Consider the following 19,539-nt stretch of genomic DNA (forward strand, 5'->3'; position numbering starts at 1 on the left):
CCCCGGGTGCCCTCAGGCTCCGCCAGACGCCCTCAGGCTCCGTCGGCCGGGGGTGCGGGTGCGGTGATCCGGCGGACGGATTCCACCACCGCCGCGCGGTGCCCGGCGAGCCGCTCGGCGGCCCAGCCGGTGCCCACCGCGCCCGCCGCCGGGCCGCCCACCGCCCCGAACCAGGCCTGCGACAGGCCCATGACCAGCGTCAGCACATCCGCCGCGGGCACTGCGGGATCGATCCGGCCCGCTTCCTGGGCCTGCCGCACCGCCGCGATCTTGCCGTCGTAGGACGCGGACTCCTCGTCCGTGGAGCCCGGGCGCTCCAGTTGCTTCCACAGCACGAGGCGCATCAGCTCCGGCCGCTCGACGAGGTGGTCGAAGACCGCCCCCGCGTATCCGGGCAGGTCGTCGACGTCGAACGGGACGGACTCCGATCCCGTCGCGAGGGCCCGCTGGAGCACGGCGTCGAAGAGCTGCTCCTTGTTGCCGTAGTAGACGTAGATGAGCCGCTTGTTCGCCTGCGCCGCCTCGGCGATGCGGTCGACGCGCGCACCCGCGATGCCGTACGTCGCGAATTCGCTGAAGGCCGCGTCGAGCAGGCGCGCCTTCGTCGCGTGGGAATCCCGTGCCATGAGCCGCAGCCTAGCAAGTAACTATCCAGTTATTGACAAACGAGGCCGACGCGTCGCAGACTCGAACTATCCAGTTAGTTACTTTCTCGTGAGGAGCACACCATGGAGATCCGCGCACTGGGCGGCCAGGGACTGAAGGTCGGCGCCGAGGGCCTCGGCCTGATGGGTATGAGCGCCCACTACGGCGCCACCGACGAGACCGAGTCCCTCGCCACCATCGACCGCGCCCTGGAGCTGGGCGTCACCCTCCTCGACACCGCCGAGGGCTACGGCCCCTTCCGCAACGAGCAGCTCCTCGGCAAGGCCCTGGCCGGCCGCCGCGAGGCGGCCGTCGTCGCCACCAAGACCGGGGTCGAGTTCACCGACGACGGCGGCTTCGTCGGGCACAACGCGACCCCCGAGTACATCCGCCGCTCGGCCGACCGCTCCCTGCGCCACCTGGGCACCGACCACATCGACCTCTACTACCTGCACCGCGTCGACCCGAACGTGCCGATCGAGGAGAGCGTCGGCGCCCTGGCCGAGCTGGTCGAGGCCGGCAAGGTCCGCCACATCGGGCTGTGCGAGGTCTCCCCCGCCACGATCGCCCGCGCCCATGCCGTACACCCGCTGGCCGCCGTACAGACCGAGTACAGCCTCTTCGAGCGCGGCATCGAACACGACGGCGTGCTCGACACCCTCCGCGAACTCGGCATCGGACTCGTCGCCTACTCCCCGCTCGGACGCGGATTCCTCTCCGGTGCCCTCACCAGCCCGGACGACTTCGCCGCCGACGACTTCCGCCGCACCGACCCGCGGTTCCAGGGCGAGAACTTCCACCGCAACCTCGCCGTCGTGGACCAGGTACGCCGGCTCGCCGCCGAGAAGGGCGTCACCCCCTCGCAGCTCGCCCTGGCCTGGACCCTCCACCAGGGCGCCGTCCCCATCCCGGGCACCAAGCGCCGCAGCTACCTGGAGGAGAACATCGCCGCCACCGCCGTGACGATCACCCCCGCGGAGCTGGCCGCCATCGACGCCGTGGCGCCGCACGGCGTGGCTTCCGGCGACCGCTACGCACCCGAGCTGATGGCCTCCCTGAACGGCTGATCTTGTTAGGGTGCGGAAACCGGGCCGGGGGCGGCACCACCGGGGAACGGACGGGGAAGGCGATGGAGGGGGCGGGGGCTGCGGCACCACGCGGGCTCGCTGCCCGAGCTCCTGGCCGAGGTGTCCGCCGCCCACCCGGAGCCCCCGGACCCCACGGATGCCGCGGACGGCCGCGACGGCGCGGACGGCGCGGACGGGCTCACAGCATGACGTGCTTGACCTGGGTGTAGTCCAGGAGGCCCGCCATCGAGAGGTCACTGCCGTAGCCCGAGTGCCTGACCCCGCCGTGGGGCATCTCGGAGACGGTGGTGCCGTGGGTGTTCACCCAGACGATGCCGGTGTGCAGGGCCCGGGTCGCGCGCATGGCGCGGTCGTGGTCCGTCGTCCACACACTGGCGGCGAGGCCGTGGCGGACGTCGTTGGCCAGGTACAGGGCCTGCGCCTCGTCCGCGAAGGGCTGCACGGTCACGACGGGGCCGAAGATCTCCTCCTGCACGATCTCGTCGTCCTGGTGCACGCCCGCGATGACGGTGGGTTCGTGGAAGAAGCCGGGCCGTGGAAGGCGGGCGCCGCCGGTGACGATCTCGGCGCGGCGCGGCAGCCGGTCGAGCAGGGCCCGTACCGACGTCAGCTGGGCCGCGTTGTTCAGCGGGCCGAAGTCGGCGTCCGGCTCGTCCGGGGCGCCCGTACGCAGTTTGGCCGCCTCCGCCGCGAAGGCCGCGAGGAACGCGTCGTGCACCCGGTGGTGGACCAGCAGCCGGGTGGGCGCGGTGCAGTCCTGGCCCGCGTTGTAGTAGGCGACCGCGGCGAGGGCGGCCGCGGTCGCCTCGACGTCCACGTCGTCGTGGACGAGCACCGGGGCGTTGCCGCCGAGCTCCAGGTGGACCCGTTTGAGGTCGGCGGCCGCGGCGGCGGCGATCTGACGGCCGGCGCGCACGCTGCCGGTGACCGCGATGAGGGCGACGCCGGGGTGGGCGGTGAGCGCGCGGCCGGTGTCGCGGTCGCCGCAGACCACGTTGAACACGCCCGGCGGCAGGTGCCCGGCCGCGACGCGGGCCAGCAGCGCCGACGACGAGGGGGTGGTGTCGGCGGGCTTGAGCACGGTCGTGTTGCCCGCGGCGATGGCCGGGGCGATCTTCCACACCGCCATCATCAGCGGGTAGTTCCACGGGGTGATCTGGGCGCAGACGCCGACCGGTTCGCGCCGCAGTACGGAGGTACGGCCTTCGGTGTACTCGGCGGCCGCGAGGCCCGGCAGGTTGCGCGCGGCCCCGGCGAAGAACCGGAGGGTGTCGACGATCGCGGGCAGTTCCTCGGTCCTGAACTGCCGGGGCGGTTTGCCGGTGTCGCCGGTCTCGGCGGCCACGAAGGCCTCCGCGTGCTCCTCGACGGCGTCGGCCATGCCGAGCAGGGCGCGCTGGCGTACAGCCGGCGTGGTCGTGGACCAGTGTGCGTACGCGGCGACGGCTGCCGCGCAGGCGGCGTCCGTGTCGGCCCTGCCGGAGCGCGGGGCGTGGCCGTGCACCCGGCCGGTGGCGGGGTCGACCAGCTCCATCGTCTCGCCGGAGGCGGCGGGCCGGTCCGCGCCCGCCACGTGGTTGAGCACGGGGTCAGCCACGGCGCAGCGCCTCCCTTGCGGCGTCGCGTCCGGTGCGTACGGCGCCTTCCATGTAGCCGGCCACCCACTGGTCGGATCCGCAGACGTAGAAGGGTGGTTCGTGGGTGCCGTGGCGGGGGCCGACGGCCATCACGTCGCCGGGGGTCCACTGGGTGACGTACCCCTGGGTCCACGGGTCGGTGCCCCACATCCGGACGTAGGTGGCGAGCGGCCGGTACGCCTCGTCGCCATAGAGGCGGGCGATGCCGGCGAGGAGTTCACGGGTGCGCAGCGGGGCGGGTGTGCCGAGCAGGACGCCGAGCCTCTCGGGTGGTACGAGGGCGGAGAGGATGCCGTCGCTCTGCGGCCAGGTGCTGCCGAGGACCCCTTCGCATTCGGAGAGGCCGTTCTGGCCGAGCGCGCGCCAGAACGGCCGGTCGTACGCGGCGACGAACTTCGCGGCGAGGGCCTGGCGCTGGCGGTGCAGGGAGGCGAGCCGCTCGTCGGAGACGCCGGTGACGGCAATCCGGCGGAGCGGGCCGACGGGCAGGGCGCTGACGACGGCGCCGGCGGTGAGGGTCTCGCCGCCGGCCAGCCGGACGGAGCACGGGCCGGCCGGGCGGACCGTGACGGCCTCGACGGGCGCGCTGGTGCGGATGCGTCCGCCGAGGGCCCCGGCCATGCGCAGGGCCACCGTGGCGGAGCCCTCGGCGACCCGCAGGCCCTCCCATGCCTCGTAGTCGTAGGCGTCCGGGCCGGGGACGGCGGCGTGCTTGCGCAGGGCGGCGAGCAGGGACGTACGCTCGTACGAGCCGTCGGCGAGGGCGAGTTGGCCGATCTCCCAGAGGCGGACGACTGCCGGTGTCGCTCCCTGGGCGCGCAGCCAGTCGCCGACGGAGGACCGGTCGAGGGCCGTCGCGCCGGGGTGGGACCAGGGGTCGGCCGGGTCCACGGCCTGGGCGAGTGCGCAGAAGGCGGCGGTGACCTTCCGGTGGCAGGCGTCGTCGCCGGGGCCGAACCAGTGGGGCGGATCGCCCGCGGAGACCCCTTCGGGCGTGGCACGGGTGAGGGCGCCGGGCTCGGCGACATAGCTGGGGACCAGGGTGAGGCCGAGTTCCGCGGCGAGGGCCAGGTAGGCGGTGTGGGCGCGGCCGACGACCTCTCCGCCGAGCTGGACCAGCCGGCCGTCGGGGAGTTCGGTCTGTTCGACGCGTCCGCCGACCCGGTCGCGGGCCTCGACGACGAGGACGTCGGCTCCGCCGGCGGCGAGGTCGCGCGCTGCGGCGAGGCCGGCCAGGCCGGCGCCGAGCACGATGACGTCGTGGTTCATGAGGGTGTTCCTTCGGTCGGACGGAGCCGGGGCGGGTTCGGGCCGGCTCCGGGGCGGGTTCGGGCCGGCTCCGGGGCGGGTTCGGGCCGGCTCCGGGGCGGGTTCGGGCCGGCTCCGGGGCGGGTTCCGCTTCAGTCCAGGACGAGGCAGTGTTCGGGCTTCCAGCCGATCTCGACGCGCTCGCCGCCGCTCCAGCGGTCCTCCCTGCGGGAGCGGACGGTGTTCTGCTCCAGTACGGACACCGTGACGCCGGGGGCGAGTTCGATCAGGTACGTGGTGGTCGGGCCGCAGTAGACGGTCTCGCGGACGACCCCGGTGGCGCGGGCCATGTCCGGCTCCAGGTCGGACAGCCAGATCTTCTCGGGGCGGATCGACAGGCTGACCCTGCTGCCCTCGGGGACGGACGGCCGCTGTCCGACGGGCAGTTCGGGGCCGTCGTCGAGGACCACCCGGCCGGAGCGGTAGGTGCCGGGGACGAGGTTGGAGGTGCCCATGAAGGAGGCGGTGAAGCTGCTGGTGGGGCGCTCGTACACGTCCTCGGGCGTTCCGCACTGCTCGACGCGGCCCTCGTTCATGACGGCGAGGCGGTCCGACATCGTCAGGGCCTCGTCCTGGTCGTGGGTGACGAAGACGAAGGTGATGCCGACCTCGCGCTGGATCTGCTTGAGCTCGACCTGCATGTGGCGGCGCAGTTTGAGGTCGAGGGCGGCCAGCGGCTCGTCGAGGAGCAGGACCTGGGGCCGGTTGACGAGGGCGCGGGCGAGGGCGACGCGTTGTTTCTGGCCGCCGGAGAGAGTGGCCGGCTTGCGGTTCGCCAGGTGGCCGAGCTGGACGAGGTCGAGCATGCCGGAGACCCGTTCGCGGATCTCGGCGCGGCCGACGCCCTTGCGCTTGAGGCCGAAGGCCACGTTGTCGGCGAGCGAGAGGTGGTCGAAGAGGGCGTAGCTCTGGAAGACGGTGTTGACGTTGCGCTTGTCGGGCGGCAGGCCGGTGACGTCCTGGCCGTCGAGGAGGACGCTGCCCGTGGTGGGGTCGGAGAAGCCGCCGATCATCCGCAGAAGGCTGGTCTTGCCGCAGCCGGAGGGGCCGAGGAGGGAGAAGAACTCGCCCGGTGCGATGTCGAGTTCGACGTCGCGTACGGCGTAGGTGCCGCCCGCGGCGGGGTACTGCTTGCTGACCCGGTCGAGCCGGACGGCGGGGGTCGGGTGGACGGGCGTCGGGGTCATGGGGGTACGGGTCATGGGGGTACGGGTCATGGGGGTACGGGTCATGGGGGTACGGGTCTTGGCGGTCTGCGTCTTGGCGGTCTGGGTGTTGGGGGTCGGGTGCTCGGGTGTCGCGGGCATGGGTGTCACTTCCCGGAGAGCAGGTCGAGGCCGCCTCTGCGCCCGAACAGGCGCGGGATGGCGAGAGCGAGGACGATGAGGCCGATGGAGCCGGCCAGCATCAGGGTGCCGACGGCGTTGATGGTGGGCTGCACGCCGAACCTGATCGCCGAGTAGATGCGCACGGACAGCGGTTGCGGGTCGACGCCGGTGGTGAAGTAGGCGAGGACGAAGTCGTCGAAGACGAGGGCAAAGATCAGCACCGCGGACGCGAGGATGCCGGGCAGCAGCGCGGGCAGGGTCACCAGGCGCAGTGCCTGCCCGCGGGTGGCCCCGAGGTCCATGGCCGCCTCCTCGACCTCCGGGTTGAGGGCGGCGATGCGGGAGCGGAGGATGACCGTCACGTAGGAGATGGAGAAGGTGATCTCGGCGAGCATCACGGTGGTGGTGGAGAGGGTGATGCCGAGGCCCTTGAAGAGGAGCATCGCCGCGACGCCGGTGACGATCTCCGGGGTGATCAGCGGGACGAGCATGATCAGGCCGGCGAAGGAGCCGAGGCGGCTGCGGCTGCGTACGAGGCCCAGGGCCAGGGCCACCCCGAGGACGAGCGAGCCGGCCATGGCGACCAGGGACACCCGCAGGCTCATGCCGAGCGAGTCGAGGAGTGCCTCGTCGTGGAGGAGGGCCGTGTACCAGCGGAGGCTGACACCGTCGAGGACGGTGAGGGATTTCTGGGAGTTGAAGGAGAACAGGACGACGACGCCGACGGGGAGGTAGAGGAGCGCGAAGAAGAGGGCGGTGACGGCGATGGCGAAGCGGGGCCGGCGCTCGGCTCCGCGCCGGCGGCGCTGCGGGGTGTTCATCGGGCGGCCTCCGCCTCGTCCTTGCGGGTGCGCCGGAGGTAGCCGAGCATCCCGAGGAACAGGACCGCCATCAGCAGCATGGTGAGGGCCGAGCCGAGGGGCCAGTTCTGGCCTTGGAAGAACTTGTCCTGGATCAGGTTGCCGATCATGATCTGGTCGGGGCCTCCCATGAGCTGGGCGCTGACGAAGTCGCCCATGGCGGGCAGGAAGACGAGGACGCAGCCTGCGGCCGCTCCCTGCCGGGTGGCCGGGACGGTGACGAAGAGGAAGGTCCGCAGGGGGCCGCCGTAGAGGTCGCGGCCGGCCTCGATGAGCGAGGTGTCCATGCGTTCCATCGCCGCGTACAGCGGGATGATCATGAAGACGACGAAGCCGTAGACGAGTCCGGCGATCACTCCCGCACCGGTCTGGAGGATCTTGGTGCCGTCGTCGGCGAGACCGATCGCGCGCAGGGCCTTCAGGAGCGGGCCGTCGTCGGAGAGGACGACGGACCAGCCGTACATCCGGACCAGGTAGTTGGCGAAGAACGGGACGACGATCGCGGCGATCAGCATGCCGTGGAACGGGGTGTCCGCTCGGGGGAGTTCGCCGAGTGCGACGTCGCCGCGCTCGGCACCCTGGTGCTGGCCCTGTGCGACGGCCTCGGTATCCGGCTGATGCTCGACGATCCCCGGGTGGACCTCGCGGTGGCCCGGTCGACGATCTGGCGGGCCATCGCCCCCACGCTCGGCATCGCCCCGGAGTTCCCGGACGTGTGACCGGGCCGGCCGGTCCGGGTCAGCCCGGACCGTGCACGGTCTGCACCTGGCCGGTCTGGTCGACGGTGAGGGCGACGCGCTCCGTCTTGTTCCCCAGGGCCAGCACGATCCATACGACGCCCCACAGCAGGCAGGTGACGATGGTCAGGATCGCGTGCAGGAGGTGGTTGACGTTCCCGCCGCGCACCAGCACCGCCTGGGTCGGGGAGCGCGATTCGACGCGCCATCCGAGGGCGACGTACTGGTTCACCGTCCAGTCGAGGATCGCGGTGCGCCGCGCGTCGTCGAGGGGCTCGCCCGGGGGCGCGTAGAACAGTTCCGGGGGCGGATCCGGAAGCGGCCCCCAGCCCTTCGGTTCGTCGGACTTGGCCATATGTCCTGCCTCCCCACGCTTCGGGGCCGCCGGAGGGCGGCGCCGGGAGCGGGACGGTTTCGGTGCGGTCCCGCATATCCCCAGAGTGCGCCGGACGGGCGGGGGCGGCATTCCGAGCCCGCCGGACCAGGCCGTTCATCGGATGTACGTTCGAGTTCGAGTCTGGCCTTCCGGGCATTGTCAGTGGCTCCCCCTACAGTCGGAGCATTCCCATTCAAGGGTTGAGGCGGGCTGCCTCGCTGCATGATCCCGCCCCACCGGACCCCCTCGGGGGACAGCGCCCGGTGGGGTGGCGCGCGGCCCTGCCGGGGGCTCTCCGGCGGCCTGCCGGGGGTTCTCAGTCCCAGAACTCTCCGTCGTGCGGCAGGGCGGCGAAGTGTTCCGGGTCGTGGGAGAGGAAGACCCGGATGCCGGACCGGGACAGGGCGCGCAGGCGTCCGTAGGTCAGCATCTTCTCCTCGGTGTTCCAGTCGCCGAGCATGGGCACGTTGTGGTCCAGCCCCTGCTGGAGGTGCGCCGCGTCTCCCATGAGCGCGATCCGCCCGTGGTGGTCGAGGTCGAGAATGAGTCCCTGGTGGCCGGGGGTGTGGCCGGCGGTGCGCACGAGGGTGAGCGTGCCGTCCCGGAACAGGTCGGTGTCACCGCTCAGTTCGAGGAAGTCGTAGTTGCGGCCGCCCGCGTAGTCCTCGAAGGCGTAGCCGCGGGCCGTCCAGCGGTCCGGCCACCAGGCGTGGCGCAGTTCGTCGTGCTGGGCCACGTGCACGGCGTGCGGAAAGTAGGTCATCCCTCCGGCGTGGTCGAGGTGCAGGTGGGAGTAGAGGACGTACCTGACGTCGGCGAGCCGGTAGCCGAGGCGCTCCAGCTGGGCGTCGACGGCGTGTGCCCGGGTGAACCCCTCGGCGCCGTACGCCGCCCGCAGGCCCGGACCCCAGTGGGCCTCGGCCGTCTCCGGGTCCGCGACGCGGTGGTTGACGCCCGTGTCGAAGAGGATCGGTCCGTGGGTGGAGTGTTCGATGACGGCGACCGTCGAGGGCACGGTGACCGTGCCGCTCGCCCCGTACAGGAGGTCGCTCTTCGCCATGGTGAAGGGTCCCGCGTCGAGTGTGGTCACGCGCAGTCTCGGGGTCACCACGGGGACCTCCCTCCCCACGTGCCGGCGGGCGGATTCCCCCTGTCCAGGCTAGGCCGTCTCTTCGGATCTTGCCGGATGAGCCCGGGTCGTCCGGTGCGGTGCCTCGCAAGGCGGAGGGGCGCTCGTGCACCGGACGCACCCGAGTGCCCCGGCAACCTGGGGGTCCCCCGGACGGAGTCTGGGGGATGAGGTGCCGTGCCGGGCGGGCCGGGCCCGGCAAGATCCGAAGAGACGGCCTAGCGCCCGTGCGGCGGGACCACGCGTCGGAGGGCCGCCGCGAGGTCGGGCGGCGAGTCCACGCAGACGTACACGGTCGCGGCCTCCACTCGCCCGGCCGGACCCAGGTCGAGGAGTACGGGCGGGTCCAGGTGCACGGCCGCGTTCAGCGCGCTCTCCACCGAGCAGGCCACCGCGCCCGGTTCGCCGGGCACGGGCCTCGGGCCGCGGCCGGGAACGGTGCGTACCACCGGGGAGGTGGAGCGCACCGCCGAGCGCGGCAGGGTCACGTCGCCGAGGAAGGCGGTCCGCAGGACCACCCGCTCCTCGTCCACCTCGTGCGGATGCCGGACCAGCGCGGCCACCAGGCCCAGCCCGCCCAGGACCAGCAGGAGCTCCAGTGCCGCGTGCACCGGCCGGACCGCGGGCGGCAGCATCGAGGAGAGCAGGAAGGCCACCACGATCTCCGTCGCCGCCAGGACCAGCACCACCTGCCGCGTCCCGGCCGAGTGCCGCGGCCCCGGTGCCGGCGGACGCCGCAGCACCACCGCCGTCAGCGACCGGGCCCATATCCGTACGATCCCGGCCCGGGTCGGCCGTGGTGTCACGGCCCCCGCCGTCGGTCCCGCCGTCGGTCCCGCCGTCGGTCCCGTCGTCGGTCCCGTCCCCGTCATGGCCGCCCCCTGCCCGTCGTCGCCCGTTCCTTCCCCTCCTTCAGGCTCGCGCGCGTCCGGCGGGACGGACAGTGACGAATGTCAGGGGTGTGCCCGGGAGATGCCAGGGGTGCGCGGACGGTACCGCCCCCGGGTCCCCCGGGGCCGGGGAATCGGCGAATCGGGGGCGGTACCCGGCACCGGTCGGCAGGATGGGGCCATGGACCGTGGGGACATGAGGCCGCGCGGGTCGCGGCCGGTAGTGGTGCGGGTGCCGGTGGAACCGGTGGAAGCCGCAGTGGAAGCCGACGCGCTCGACGCCGTGGCGCGGGCGGGCGATGTGGTGGTGCGCGGCCCGCTGTTCGGGGTGGCGGCGCAGTCCGCCGGGGACGGGCCGCGGTGGCGGGTGGTGCTCGAAGTGACGGCCGGCTGCCCGCAGCAGGCGCGCGACGGGCTGAACTCGCGGCTGTGGTTCCACGCGAAGGACGAGGCGCAGGACCGGGCGGAGCGGCGCGAGCTGCTGGCGGCGGTCGCCCGGCTGGAGAGCGAGCGGGTCGACGAACTCGTCGTGTCCGGCACCCGGTACCGGGTGGTGCGCGCCGAGGAGTACGCGGCCTCGGGCCCGGGCGGTATGGAGACGCCGCGCCCGACGGATCCGGAGCCCCTCGTCCGCGACTGGGACCGGGCCGTCCGGGAGCCCGAGATCGATGACGGTCTGGTCGTGGATCCGGACGCGCCGGTCACCCCGACCCAGGCATTCGAGCAGCTGGCGCTGCGCGGCCTGTGCTACACGGGCGAGCGGTTCCCCGAGGAGGTGCGCGCCGACTCGCGGCGGGCCCTGGACACCCACCCGGACGTTCTGCTGATGCCGCCGACCTTCAGCGTCGTGGAGCGGACCACGGACGGCTGGCGGCCGGTCAGCGGCCCGCACGCGACTCCGCACGCCGCCCGCAAGTCGCTGGACTTCGCGCTGACGTGGATGTGGCCGCGGATGCGCGGTCACATCCCCCACGACGCCGACCCGCGTACGGACGCCCGTACGTGTACGGCCGCGGGCGGCGGGGAGTCCGCGGACCTGCGGGCCGCGAAGCTGGCGGCGTACGCAGGCGCCGCCGACACGCTCCGGGCCGGACGCGTCGACCGGCTCGAATTCCAGGGCGCCGTGTACCAGATCGTCCGTACCCGCCGGCTGCTGCGCTGGGGGCCCGACGGGCCGGAGGGCCCGCGGCCGTCCGACGTCAACAGCCAGGAGCCCGCACGGATCCACCTCTCGCTCGACGAGGACGGCCGCGTCCTGCCCGACGACTGACCCGCGGCACACGTCCGCCCCGCCCTTCCCGCAGAAGTCGGCGCCCGCCGGGCGTTTCGACGTGCGCCACCGGACCTCATGGGGAACGGTGGACCCGCCCGCCCCGCTGTACGACCCGCCGATGCCCCGAGGGAGACACCATGAACTGGACGCTCGAAGTCGTCCCCGTCCCTGTCACCGACATGGATCGCGCGAAGAGTTTCTACGCCGACCAGGTCGGCTTCGGCGTCGACCTCGACGACGAGGTCGCCCCGGGGGTGCGCATCATCCAGATGACCCCGCCCGGTTCCCGGTGCTCCATCGCCATGCTCCAGGGGATGCCCGGGGCGCCCGGCGGCCGGACCATGGCGCCCGGCACCCTGCACGGTCTTCAGCTGTGCGTCACGGACATCGAAGCCGCCCGCGAGGAGCTGGTGGCCCGGGGCGTGGACGTCTCGCCCGTGCGGAACCTCGGCGCATCGGGCTGGGAGGAGGGCAAGGGCGGCGTCTGGAACTCCTTCATGACCTTCGACGACCCCGACGGGAACAGCTGGGTGGTCCAGGAAGCCCCCTCGGAGCTGTCCGAGCGCTGACCGGGCTGGCGCCGGCTTCGCCGCGACGGCGGGCAGATGTACCAAGCCCGCCCCCTGCGGGGAGGAATCCCGGCGCGTCCAGCCCGGCCGCTCGCCCGTAGGACCAGTACATTCCCGATTTCAGCCGGTCCGTTCTATTTCGGGGATGTGCCTTGCGTCGTATCGCTGTCGCCCTGACCCTGCTGACCGCCCTCTCCTGCGGTTCGTTCGCGGGTTCCCAGGCCGTCTCGGCCGCGAGTGAATCGGCGGGCGGTGGCGGTGGCGGCGGCCGGGGCACCAACATCCTGGTCTTCGGCATCGACAGCCGCGCCGGGCTCTCCGCGGCCGAGAAGCGGCGCCTGCACGTGGGCGGCAAGGGGTGCAACTGCACCGACGTGATGATGCTCGTCCACCTGTCCCGGAACCGGCGGCGCGCGAGCATCGTCTCCATCCCGCGCGACTCCTACGTCGAGTACGCGGGCGCCACCGCCACCGCCCCGGCCCGCAGCGGGAAGATCAACGGTGCGTACGCGCTCGGCGGCGGCCCGCTCACCGTGGCCACCGTCGAGAAGGCCACCGGTCTCCACATCGACCACTACCTGGAGACCGGTTTCACGGGCTTCGAGCAGACGGTGGACAACCTCGGCGGCGCCACCGTGTGCACGGACAGGCCGCTCAAGGACGAGAACTCCGGACTCGACATCGGCGCCGGCCGCCACCTCGCCGACGGGAACCGAGCACTGCGCTACGTCCGGGCCCGGCACGTCGACCTCCGGCCCGGCGACCTCGGCCGGGTCCGCCGCCAGCAGCGCGTGGTCAACGACCTGCTGGCCCGGCTCACCGCGGAGGGCGCCCTGGCCGGCCCCATCAGCACGGCGCGGACCGTGCGCACCCTGCTGAAGACCGTACGCACCGACGAAGGGACGGGCCTGGACGACCTGGTGCGCATCGGCTGGGCGCTCGGTCGCCTCCGGGCGGACCGGACGGAGTTCGCGACCGTCCCCATCCGGCTCTTCGACCACCGCGTACCCGGAGTGGGTTCCACCCTGGTGTGGGACGAGGCCCGCTCCGCCGCACTCTGGGCCGCGCTCGGCGCGGACCGCCCGATCACGGGCGACACCCGGATCCAGCCCGTCGCGGAGAACCCGGCCCCGGCCGACCCCGCCCGGATCGCCGTCCGCGTGGACGACGCCGAGGTCGCCGCCGCCCTGCGCGGCAACGGGTTCGTCGTCACCGACACCTCGGCGAACGCACCGGCGGTACGCCCGTCCGGACCCCCGCTCATCCGGTACGCCACCGGCCAGGAGGACAACGCGGCGACCGTGGCGGCCGCCCTGCCCGGCTCCCGCCTGCAGGCGGACCCGGATCTCGACGCGGTCGTCGAAGTCACCGTCGGCGCACGGCCCGTCCAGGTCAAGAGCGTCACCTACGACCGCAACGTCGCCGACGGCGCCCCCGTGACCGCCGACCGCCTCCGCTGCGCCGAAGCACATGCGGCGGCCGGGGCCGCGCGGCCGGGGAGCGCCGTGGAGCCATCCGGGCGACGATGAGAGATGTGGACCACGCGCAGTCGCAGGTTGCACCAGGTGAGTGGCCGCAGGAGCGGACCGTGGCGCGGCCGCGGCGCCGGGTCGGCGGTGGCGCACGCCGCCCCGGTGGGGCCGCCGCAGCGCGAGGCCGGGGCCGCCCCGGAGGAGCGGGTGCAGGATGCATGAGGAGATGCCGCTCGACGACCTGATCAGCAGCGCCGCCCAGGATGCCGGAGGATGGCTGGGCACCCTGCCGGTCGCGCTCGTGGCCACCAGCAACGAGGGAATGATCGTGCGCTGGAACCACGGCGCCCAGCAGCTCCTCGGCTACGCCCCGCCCGAGGTACTGGGGCGGCACATCTCCGATCTCCTCCACCCGGGAGCCGATCGCAGCCTGGGCCGGTCCTTGTGGGAGACGGCCGCCACCGGGCGCGGGGTCATGGGTACGGTCACCGCCTGGCACCGCAAGGGTCACCCGCTGGAGCTGGAGATCTGGGCCTGCCCGGTCCCGGACCGCCATCACGGAGCCTCGGCCGTGCTGGTCTTCGCCGCGGACGCCCACGCGGCCCGCCGTATCCGCGGGTCCTCGGCCGTCTGGGACGGGCTGTTCGCCCGCTCGCCGGTCGGGATCGGGGTCCTCGACACGCAGCTGCGGTTCCTCCAGGTCAACCCGGCCCTCGAAGCGATGAACGGCCTCGCGGAGTCCGCCCATGTGGGGCGGCGGCTGGCCGAGTTGCTGCCCGAGGTGAACGCCGCCGAGATGGAGGAGGCGATGCGCGAGGTCCTGGACACGGGAGAGCCGGTCCTCGACCGGCGCCGTACCGGCCGGACCCCCGCCGACCCGGACCACGACCACGTGTGGTCGTGCTCGTACGTGCGCGTCGAGGATCCCGGCGGCCGGCCGATCGGCGTGATCGCCTCGCTCCTCGACATCACCCTGCAGCAGCGTGACCACACCGAGGTCGAGGCGGGCCGCCGCCGCCTCGCCCTGCTCAGCGAGGCGAGTTCCCGTATCGGCGCCAGCCTCGACCTGGAGCGCACGGCGCAGGAGCTCGCCGACCTCGCCGTCCCGCACCTCGCGAGCGCCGTCACGGTCGATGTCCTGGATTCCCTCGCCCGCGGTGTCGAGCCCGGCACGGGGCTGGCCGGGGGCGTCGCCCTGCGCCGTCTGGGCAAGGCGCCGCTGACCGGTTCCGCCGTCACGCAGACCCTGGCGCCCCTGGGCCGGACCCTCATCTTCCCCGCGACCGCCCCCTACACCCAGGCACTCGCGGCCCGTCAGCCGTTCCTGATCGCCCAGCTCGACGACCGGACCGTCGCCTCCGCGGCCCGGCACTCCACCAAGCCTGCCCAACTCCTGGAGCTGGGCGTGCACTCGTTCATGATGACCCCGCTCATCGCCCGCGACATGGTCCTCGGCGTCGCCACCTTCTACCGCACCGGTCACACCGGCCCCTTCGGGTCCGACGACGTCACCCTCGCCGGTGAGCTGTCGGCCCGCGCCGCCATCAGCATCGACAACGCGCGCCTCTACCACCACGAGCACGAGACCGCGGTCGTCCTCCAGCGCAGCATGCTCCCCCAGCACGTCACCCCGCCGGCCGGTATCGAGATCGCCCACCGCTACCTGCCGGCCAGCGACGTCAACGAGGTGGGCGGTGACTGGTACGACGTCCTGCCCCTCAGCGGAGGCCGGGCCGCGCTCCTCATCGGCGACGTCATGGGCCATGGCATCGCGGCCGCCGCCGTGATGGGACGGCTCTCCGCGACCGTCCGCGCCCTCGGCCGTCTCGACATGCCTCCCACAGCCCTGCTGCACCAGCTCGAAGCCACCCTCGCCGACCTGTCCGACCCGATGCTCGCGACCTTCCTCTACGTGGTCTGCGACCCCACCACGGGCCATTGCACGGTCACGCGCGCCGGACATCCGCCGCCGGCCGTGGTCCAGCCCGACGGCACCGTCTACCTCGTCAAGACCCCGCCGGGCGTCCCGCTGGGAGTCGGCGGCATCTCCTTCACCACCACCGACATCGCCCTTGCGCCCGGCAGCACCCTGGTCCTCTACACCGACGGCCTCATCGAGGCGCGCAGCCGTGACATCGACGAACGCCTGGCCGAGCTCACCGGTCTGCTCGCCGCGCCCGAGCAGTCGCTCGACCACCTCTGCGACTCCCTCATCGCCCACCTGGTGCCCGCCTCCGCCGACGACGACATCGCCCTCCTCGCGGCCCGCATCGGCGTGCCCGCCCACCCACCACCCGTGTGAATCGGGCCATCGGCCCTCCGCCACTGTCACCGCACGCGCCTCTCCCCGTACAGTCCGTGATGCCGACGTACCCTCGGGCACCGTCCCGACAGCCGGACAGGAGAAGAGCCGTGGCCATCGACTCCAGGGGCGGGCCGCCCGCCGCGCAGCGGTCCGGGACGGGGCGACCGCTCCCCGAGGCAGACGCCGGCCGTGTGGAGCGGTGGCGCGCCCACCAGGGCGAACTGGTCGACCTGTTGGCGCAGGTACGGGAACGGCTCGGCGGTGTCGCCGCGTTCCGTCTGGGGCCGCGGCCCACCGTCCTGGTCACCGGGCCCGAGGCCGTGCAGCACGTGCTCGCCCTGCACCCCGACCTGTACGTCAAGCGCTCCCACCGTGCCCGCCTGCTCATCGGCGACGGGGTGCTCGCGGCGACCGGCGAGGCCTGGAAGCGCCAACGGAAGCTGCTGCAGGCGCAGTTCACCGGGAAGGGGATGCGCCGCTACGAGGAGCGGATCGCCGGGGCGGCCCGGGCCACGGCCGGACGGTGGGCCGGCCACGCGCGCACCGGGCGGACCTTCGACCTCGGCGAGGAAATGCGCCGCTTCGCCCTGGACACCATCTGGCGGGCGCTCACCGGGCACCCGCTCGACGACACGACGGCGCACGAACTGACCGCCGTGGCCACCGTGGTGGCCGCGCTGCCGAGCCTGCCCGCCGACCAGATGGACGCCCGGGACGCCGTCGCCGGCGACCTGGCCAGGATCGACGAGGTCGCCCGGCGGGCGGTGGCCGCGGCCCGGGACGGCGCCCCGGGACCCGACGGTCCGGGGCTGCTCCAGGTGCTGGTCGACGCCTCGGCGGAGCGCCCCGAATACACCGACCGGCTGGTGCGGGACGAGCTCGTGACCCTGCTGGTGGCCGGGCACGAGACCACCGCGACCACGCTGACCTGGCTGTACCTGCTCCTCGACCGCCACCCCGCGGCCCGTGGGCAGGCCCTCGCGGCCGGTCGCGAGGGCTCGGCGGAGCGGCGCGAGGCCATCCAGGCACTGGTCAGCGAGACGCTCCGGCTCTACCCCTCCGCGTGGATCCTGCCCCGGCACGCCGCCGAGGACGACGTCCTGGCGGGCTACCGCGTCGAGGCGGGCACGGATGTGCTGGTCTGTCCCTACCTCACCCACCGGGATCCGGGACTGTGGCCGGAGCCGGAGCACTTCGACCCCCGGCGCTTCACCGTTCCCGGCGGCCGTCCCACCCGGCCCGGCGCCTACCTGCCGTTCGGCATCGGCCCCCGTGCCTGCCTGGGCCAGCAGTTCGCCCTGCGGGAGTCGGTCGCCCTCCTCGAACTCCTGCTGCCCGCCCACGTCCCGGACTTCCAGTCCGTCCCCACCGGGGCGGCGTACAGCATCACCGTCCGCCCCGACGGCCCGACGCCCGTCACCCTCACCGGCGGCGGGACCGAACGGCGTGTCACCCAAGATCCGCGCGGATAGGGTGGGGGCGGCTCCTGCCTTTTCCGGCAGGGCAGTTGGACGTACTGGGAAGCGGGGGCCGCTGGCCGTCGTCGATGCCGAGGACGGCACGGTACGTGCGTACTGCGCGGGCGGCCGCGTGCTGCACTCCCCCGCGACGACGCTCGACGAACTCCTGGAATGGACGCTGACCCGGGCGGGGCTCGGCGCGCCGCGGCTGAACCGCCACGGCAGGGATGCCGAACCGCTGCTCGCCCTCACCCCGGCCGCCGCCGAACGGTTCGGCCTCCCGCGGAGTCCGGGCGGCGGCTCCCGGTGGTCCCTTCCGGACGGTCACGAGGTCCTCGTACGGCTCCGGCGGGCGGGCTGGCAGCCGACCCGGCTCGGATTCGGTCCCTGGGCCCGGCTGTACCGCCCCGCCACGGGCGGCCGACGGCAGTGCGTCCAGCTGTGCGTACTGCCCTGGGGCGCGCTCGACCCCCGCCACTGGGGCGCGACCGCGCAGCTCCCGCCCGCCGAAGCCGCCCGCGTGCTCGGCACCTACGCCGAGCGCGTCATCACCCCCCACGGCTCTCCGGGAGCCACGGGGCTGTCGCTGATGACCGCGCTGCGCCCGCCGACGCGTGCGGTGAGGGACAAGCGGACCGGGGCCTGGGTGTCCGCCCCCAATCCCGCGGCGCTCACTGATGCGGTGGACTGCGCGCCGTGCGAGGCCCCGGACGGGCACCCCGTGCTCGCGGGCCTCCACCCGCCTTCCCACCGGCGCACTCCGGACCAGGTGCTGATGGAGGAGCCGCACTCCTGGTCGCGGTCGCCGAGCGACGCCGAACGCCGCGCGTCCCACGTGGTCGGCATCAGGGTGAACCTCTGACGGCCCATCGCTGCTGGACCTCCTCCCCCGCACACCGGAGGGCGAACCGCTCCTCGGGGGCTTCCGGCTGGGTGTCTCGCCGGGGATGGTCACGTACGCGGGTGCACGCACCACGAAGTGGTACGAGGGCATGCGCGCGGAGCACGGCCCGGACTTCAACGTCGCACACGACATCGCGACCGGCGGCGGCGAGGAGCTTGACTTGTCCTCATGTGCCGTCGGAGGCGCGGCGGATCGCGTCGAGGGTGCGTGAGACGTCCTCGTCGGTCGTCGACCAGTTGCTCACCGAGATGCGCATGACGCGGCGGCCGTGCCAGGTGGAGCCGCTGATCCAGGCCTCGCCCTCGTCGAGGAGGCGGGCCAGTACCCGGTCGGTGCGTTCGTCGTCGCCGAACTCGGCGCAGACCTGGGTGAAGACCACGTCGTTGAGGACGGTCGCGCCGTCGATGGCGGCGATACCGGTGGCGAAGGCGCGGGCGTGCCGGCACAGCCGGTCGACGAGGTCGGCCACCCCCTGGCGGCCGAGGGATCTGAGGACGGCCCATACGGTGAAGGCGCGTCCGCGGCGGGAGAGTTCGGGGACCTTGTCGACGGGGTCGCCGTGTTCGTGCTGGATGAGGTAGTCGCCGCGCTGGCCCATCGCCGACCGGAGGGCGGAGGGGTCGCGGACGATGGCGAGGCCGCAGTCGTAGGGGACGTTCAGGGTCTTGTGGGCGTCCGTGGCCCAGGAGTCCGCCTGCGCGCAGCCGTCGGTGAGGTGGGCGTGGGCCGGGGAGACGGCCGCCCACAGGCCGAAGGCGCCGTCCACGTGCACCCATGCGTCGGCCTCGCGCGCGGCACGGACCGCCTCCGCGAAGGGGTCGAAGGCGCCGGAGTGGATGTCGCCGGCCTGGAGGACCACGAGGGTGGGGCCGGGACCGCGGGCCGCGAGGGTGCGGCGCAGGGCCCCGGGGTCGATGCGTCCTTGCTCGTCCGCGTCGACGAGCTCGGGCCGGCCGAGGCCGAGGTAGCGCAGGGCCAGGTCGATGGCCATGTGGCGGTCCCGGCCCGCGACCACGCGTACGGGCGGCCCGCCGGCGAGTCCGTCGTGGGCCACGTTCCAGCCGGTGCGCCGCAGCACCGCGTCGCGTCCGGCGGCGAGGCAGGTGAAGTTCGCCATGGTGGCGCCGGTGGTGAAGCCGACGGCGCTGTCGGGCGGGAGGCCGAGCAGGTCGAGCAGCCAGGCGCCGGCGATCTCCTCCGCCGCCGTGTACGCGGGCGAGACCGCGCGCATCACGCAGTTCTGGTCCCAGGCGCTGACCAGCCAGTCCGCCGCGAGCGCGGCCGGCTCGGTGCCGCCGACCACGAACCCGTAGAAGCGGCCGCTGGGGAAGGCGGTGAGCCCCGGCTCGCAGGCCGTGGCGAGCAGGTCGACGACATCTGCGGGCGTGCTCGGCGCGTCGGGCAGCTCGGCGCCGAGCGCGCGCACGATCTCGTCGACCGTGGCGCGGGCGGGAACCGGGCGGTCGGACAGGCTGGCCAGCCAGCGGACGGCATGACCGTGCGCCTGTCGGAGCGCCGCCTCGCGCTCGTCCATACCTCGGACTATGGGGCAGGCCCC

At 73.5% G+C, this 19,539-nt stretch carries 18 protein-coding genes; 8 read left to right on the forward strand and 10 right to left on the reverse strand.

Going from position 1 to position 19,539, the window contains the following annotated elements; all coding sequences use genetic code 11:
- Positions 1–32: 32 nt before the first annotated feature.
- A complete protein-coding gene (locus ACFY04_RS19510; RefSeq protein WP_389118223.1) occupies positions 33–626 on the reverse strand; it encodes a TetR family transcriptional regulator in 594 nt (197 codons plus the stop codon).
- 102 nt (positions 627–728) lie between these two features.
- On the opposite strand from ACFY04_RS19510, the gene ACFY04_RS19515 reads away from it, so the two are divergent.
- A complete protein-coding gene (locus ACFY04_RS19515) occupies positions 729–1,712 on the forward strand; it encodes an aldo/keto reductase (protein ID WP_389118225.1) in 984 nt (327 codons plus the stop codon).
- Between the two features lie 199 nt (positions 1,713–1,911).
- Here ACFY04_RS19515 and ACFY04_RS19520 read toward each other — a convergent pair whose 3' ends face one another.
- From ACFY04_RS19520 to ACFY04_RS19540, 5 genes are all read right to left on the reverse strand, one after another.
- The gene (locus ACFY04_RS19520; RefSeq protein WP_389118497.1) at positions 1,912–3,267 is read right to left on the reverse strand and encodes an aminobutyraldehyde dehydrogenase; all 1,356 of its coding nucleotides are present in this window, start codon (positions 3,265–3,267) and stop codon (positions 1,912–1,914) included.
- Positions 3,268–3,322: 55 nt separating this feature from the next.
- Positions 3,323–4,639 carry a flavin monoamine oxidase family protein gene (locus ACFY04_RS19525; RefSeq protein WP_389118227.1) on the reverse strand — a complete coding sequence of 439 codons (1,317 nt, stop codon included), beginning with the start codon at positions 4,637–4,639 and terminating at the stop codon, positions 3,323–3,325.
- Positions 4,640–4,770: 131 nt separating this feature from the next.
- Positions 4,771–5,880 (reverse strand): ABC transporter ATP-binding protein, encoded by a 1,110-nt coding sequence (locus tag ACFY04_RS19530; RefSeq protein ID WP_389118499.1) that lies wholly within the window; start codon positions 5,878–5,880, stop codon positions 4,771–4,773.
- Positions 5,881–5,990: 110 nt separating this feature from the next.
- Entirely contained in the window at positions 5,991–6,827 is an 837-nt protein-coding gene (locus tag ACFY04_RS19535; protein WP_389118229.1) for an ABC transporter permease, read from the reverse strand.
- Positions 6,824–7,381, reverse strand: a complete 558-nt coding sequence (locus ACFY04_RS19540) for an ABC transporter permease (protein WP_389118230.1) — start codon at positions 7,379–7,381, stop codon at positions 6,824–6,826. The genes ACFY04_RS19535 and ACFY04_RS19540 overlap by 4 nt, the downstream gene beginning before the upstream one ends.
- 3 nt (positions 7,382–7,384) lie before the next feature.
- Between ACFY04_RS19540 and ACFY04_RS19545 the strand changes: the two genes are divergently transcribed.
- Entirely contained in the window at positions 7,385–7,585 is a 201-nt protein-coding gene (locus ACFY04_RS19545; RefSeq protein ID WP_389118231.1) for a TetR family transcriptional regulator C-terminal domain-containing protein, read from the forward strand.
- A gap of 19 nt (positions 7,586–7,604) precedes the next feature.
- On the opposite strand, the gene ACFY04_RS19550 is transcribed toward ACFY04_RS19545, so the two are convergent.
- The 3 genes from ACFY04_RS19550 to ACFY04_RS19560 form a co-directional block, all read right to left on the reverse strand.
- Positions 7,605–7,958 (reverse strand): hypothetical protein, encoded by a 354-nt coding sequence (locus tag ACFY04_RS19550; protein WP_389118232.1) that lies wholly within the window; start codon positions 7,956–7,958, stop codon positions 7,605–7,607.
- A gap of 337 nt (positions 7,959–8,295) precedes the next feature.
- Positions 8,296–9,090 (reverse strand): N-acyl homoserine lactonase family protein, encoded by a 795-nt coding sequence (locus tag ACFY04_RS19555; protein ID WP_389118233.1) that lies wholly within the window; start codon positions 9,088–9,090, stop codon positions 8,296–8,298.
- Between the two features lie 236 nt (positions 9,091–9,326).
- Positions 9,327–9,914: a hypothetical protein gene (locus tag ACFY04_RS19560; protein ID WP_389118234.1), complete on the reverse strand. Its 588-nt coding sequence runs from the start codon at positions 9,912–9,914 to the stop codon at positions 9,327–9,329.
- Positions 9,915–10,179: 265 nt separating this feature from the next.
- On the opposite strand from ACFY04_RS19560, the gene ACFY04_RS19565 reads away from it, so the two are divergent.
- The 6 genes from ACFY04_RS19565 (at position 10,180) to ACFY04_RS19590 (ending at position 17,939) form a co-directional block, all read left to right on the forward strand.
- Entirely contained in the window at positions 10,180–11,268 is a 1,089-nt protein-coding gene (locus tag ACFY04_RS19565) for a DUF5954 family protein (protein ID WP_389118235.1), read from the forward strand.
- Between the two features lie 140 nt (positions 11,269–11,408).
- Positions 11,409–11,840 carry a VOC family protein gene (locus tag ACFY04_RS19570; protein ID WP_389118236.1) on the forward strand — a complete coding sequence of 144 codons (432 nt, stop codon included), beginning with the start codon at positions 11,409–11,411 and terminating at the stop codon, positions 11,838–11,840.
- 152 nt (positions 11,841–11,992) lie between these two features.
- Entirely contained in the window at positions 11,993–13,369 is a 1,377-nt protein-coding gene (locus tag ACFY04_RS19575) for an LCP family protein (RefSeq protein ID WP_389118238.1), read from the forward strand.
- A gap of 157 nt (positions 13,370–13,526) precedes the next feature.
- Positions 13,527–15,614, forward strand: coding sequence for a SpoIIE family protein phosphatase (locus tag ACFY04_RS19580; protein WP_389118240.1), 2,088 nt, complete (start codon positions 13,527–13,529; stop codon positions 15,612–15,614).
- Positions 15,615–15,730: 116 nt separating this feature from the next.
- The gene (locus ACFY04_RS19585) at positions 15,731–17,089 is read left to right on the forward strand and encodes a cytochrome P450 (RefSeq protein ID WP_389118501.1); all 1,359 of its coding nucleotides are present in this window, start codon (positions 15,731–15,733) and stop codon (positions 17,087–17,089) included.
- Positions 17,090–17,207: 118 nt separating this feature from the next.
- Positions 17,208–17,939 (forward strand): hypothetical protein, encoded by a 732-nt coding sequence (locus ACFY04_RS19590; RefSeq protein ID WP_389118241.1) that lies wholly within the window; start codon positions 17,208–17,210, stop codon positions 17,937–17,939.
- 208 nt (positions 17,940–18,147) lie between these two features.
- On the opposite strand, the gene ACFY04_RS19595 is transcribed toward ACFY04_RS19590, so the two are convergent.
- Entirely contained in the window at positions 18,148–19,515 is a 1,368-nt protein-coding gene (locus ACFY04_RS19595) for a pyridoxal phosphate-dependent decarboxylase family protein (protein WP_389118242.1), read from the reverse strand.
- Positions 19,516–19,539: the final 24 nt, after the last annotated feature.

It is taken from the genome of Streptomyces sp. NPDC001549, from assembly GCF_042894025.1.
GTDB lineage: Bacteria > Actinomycetota > Actinomycetes > Streptomycetales > Streptomycetaceae > Streptomyces > Streptomyces kutzneri.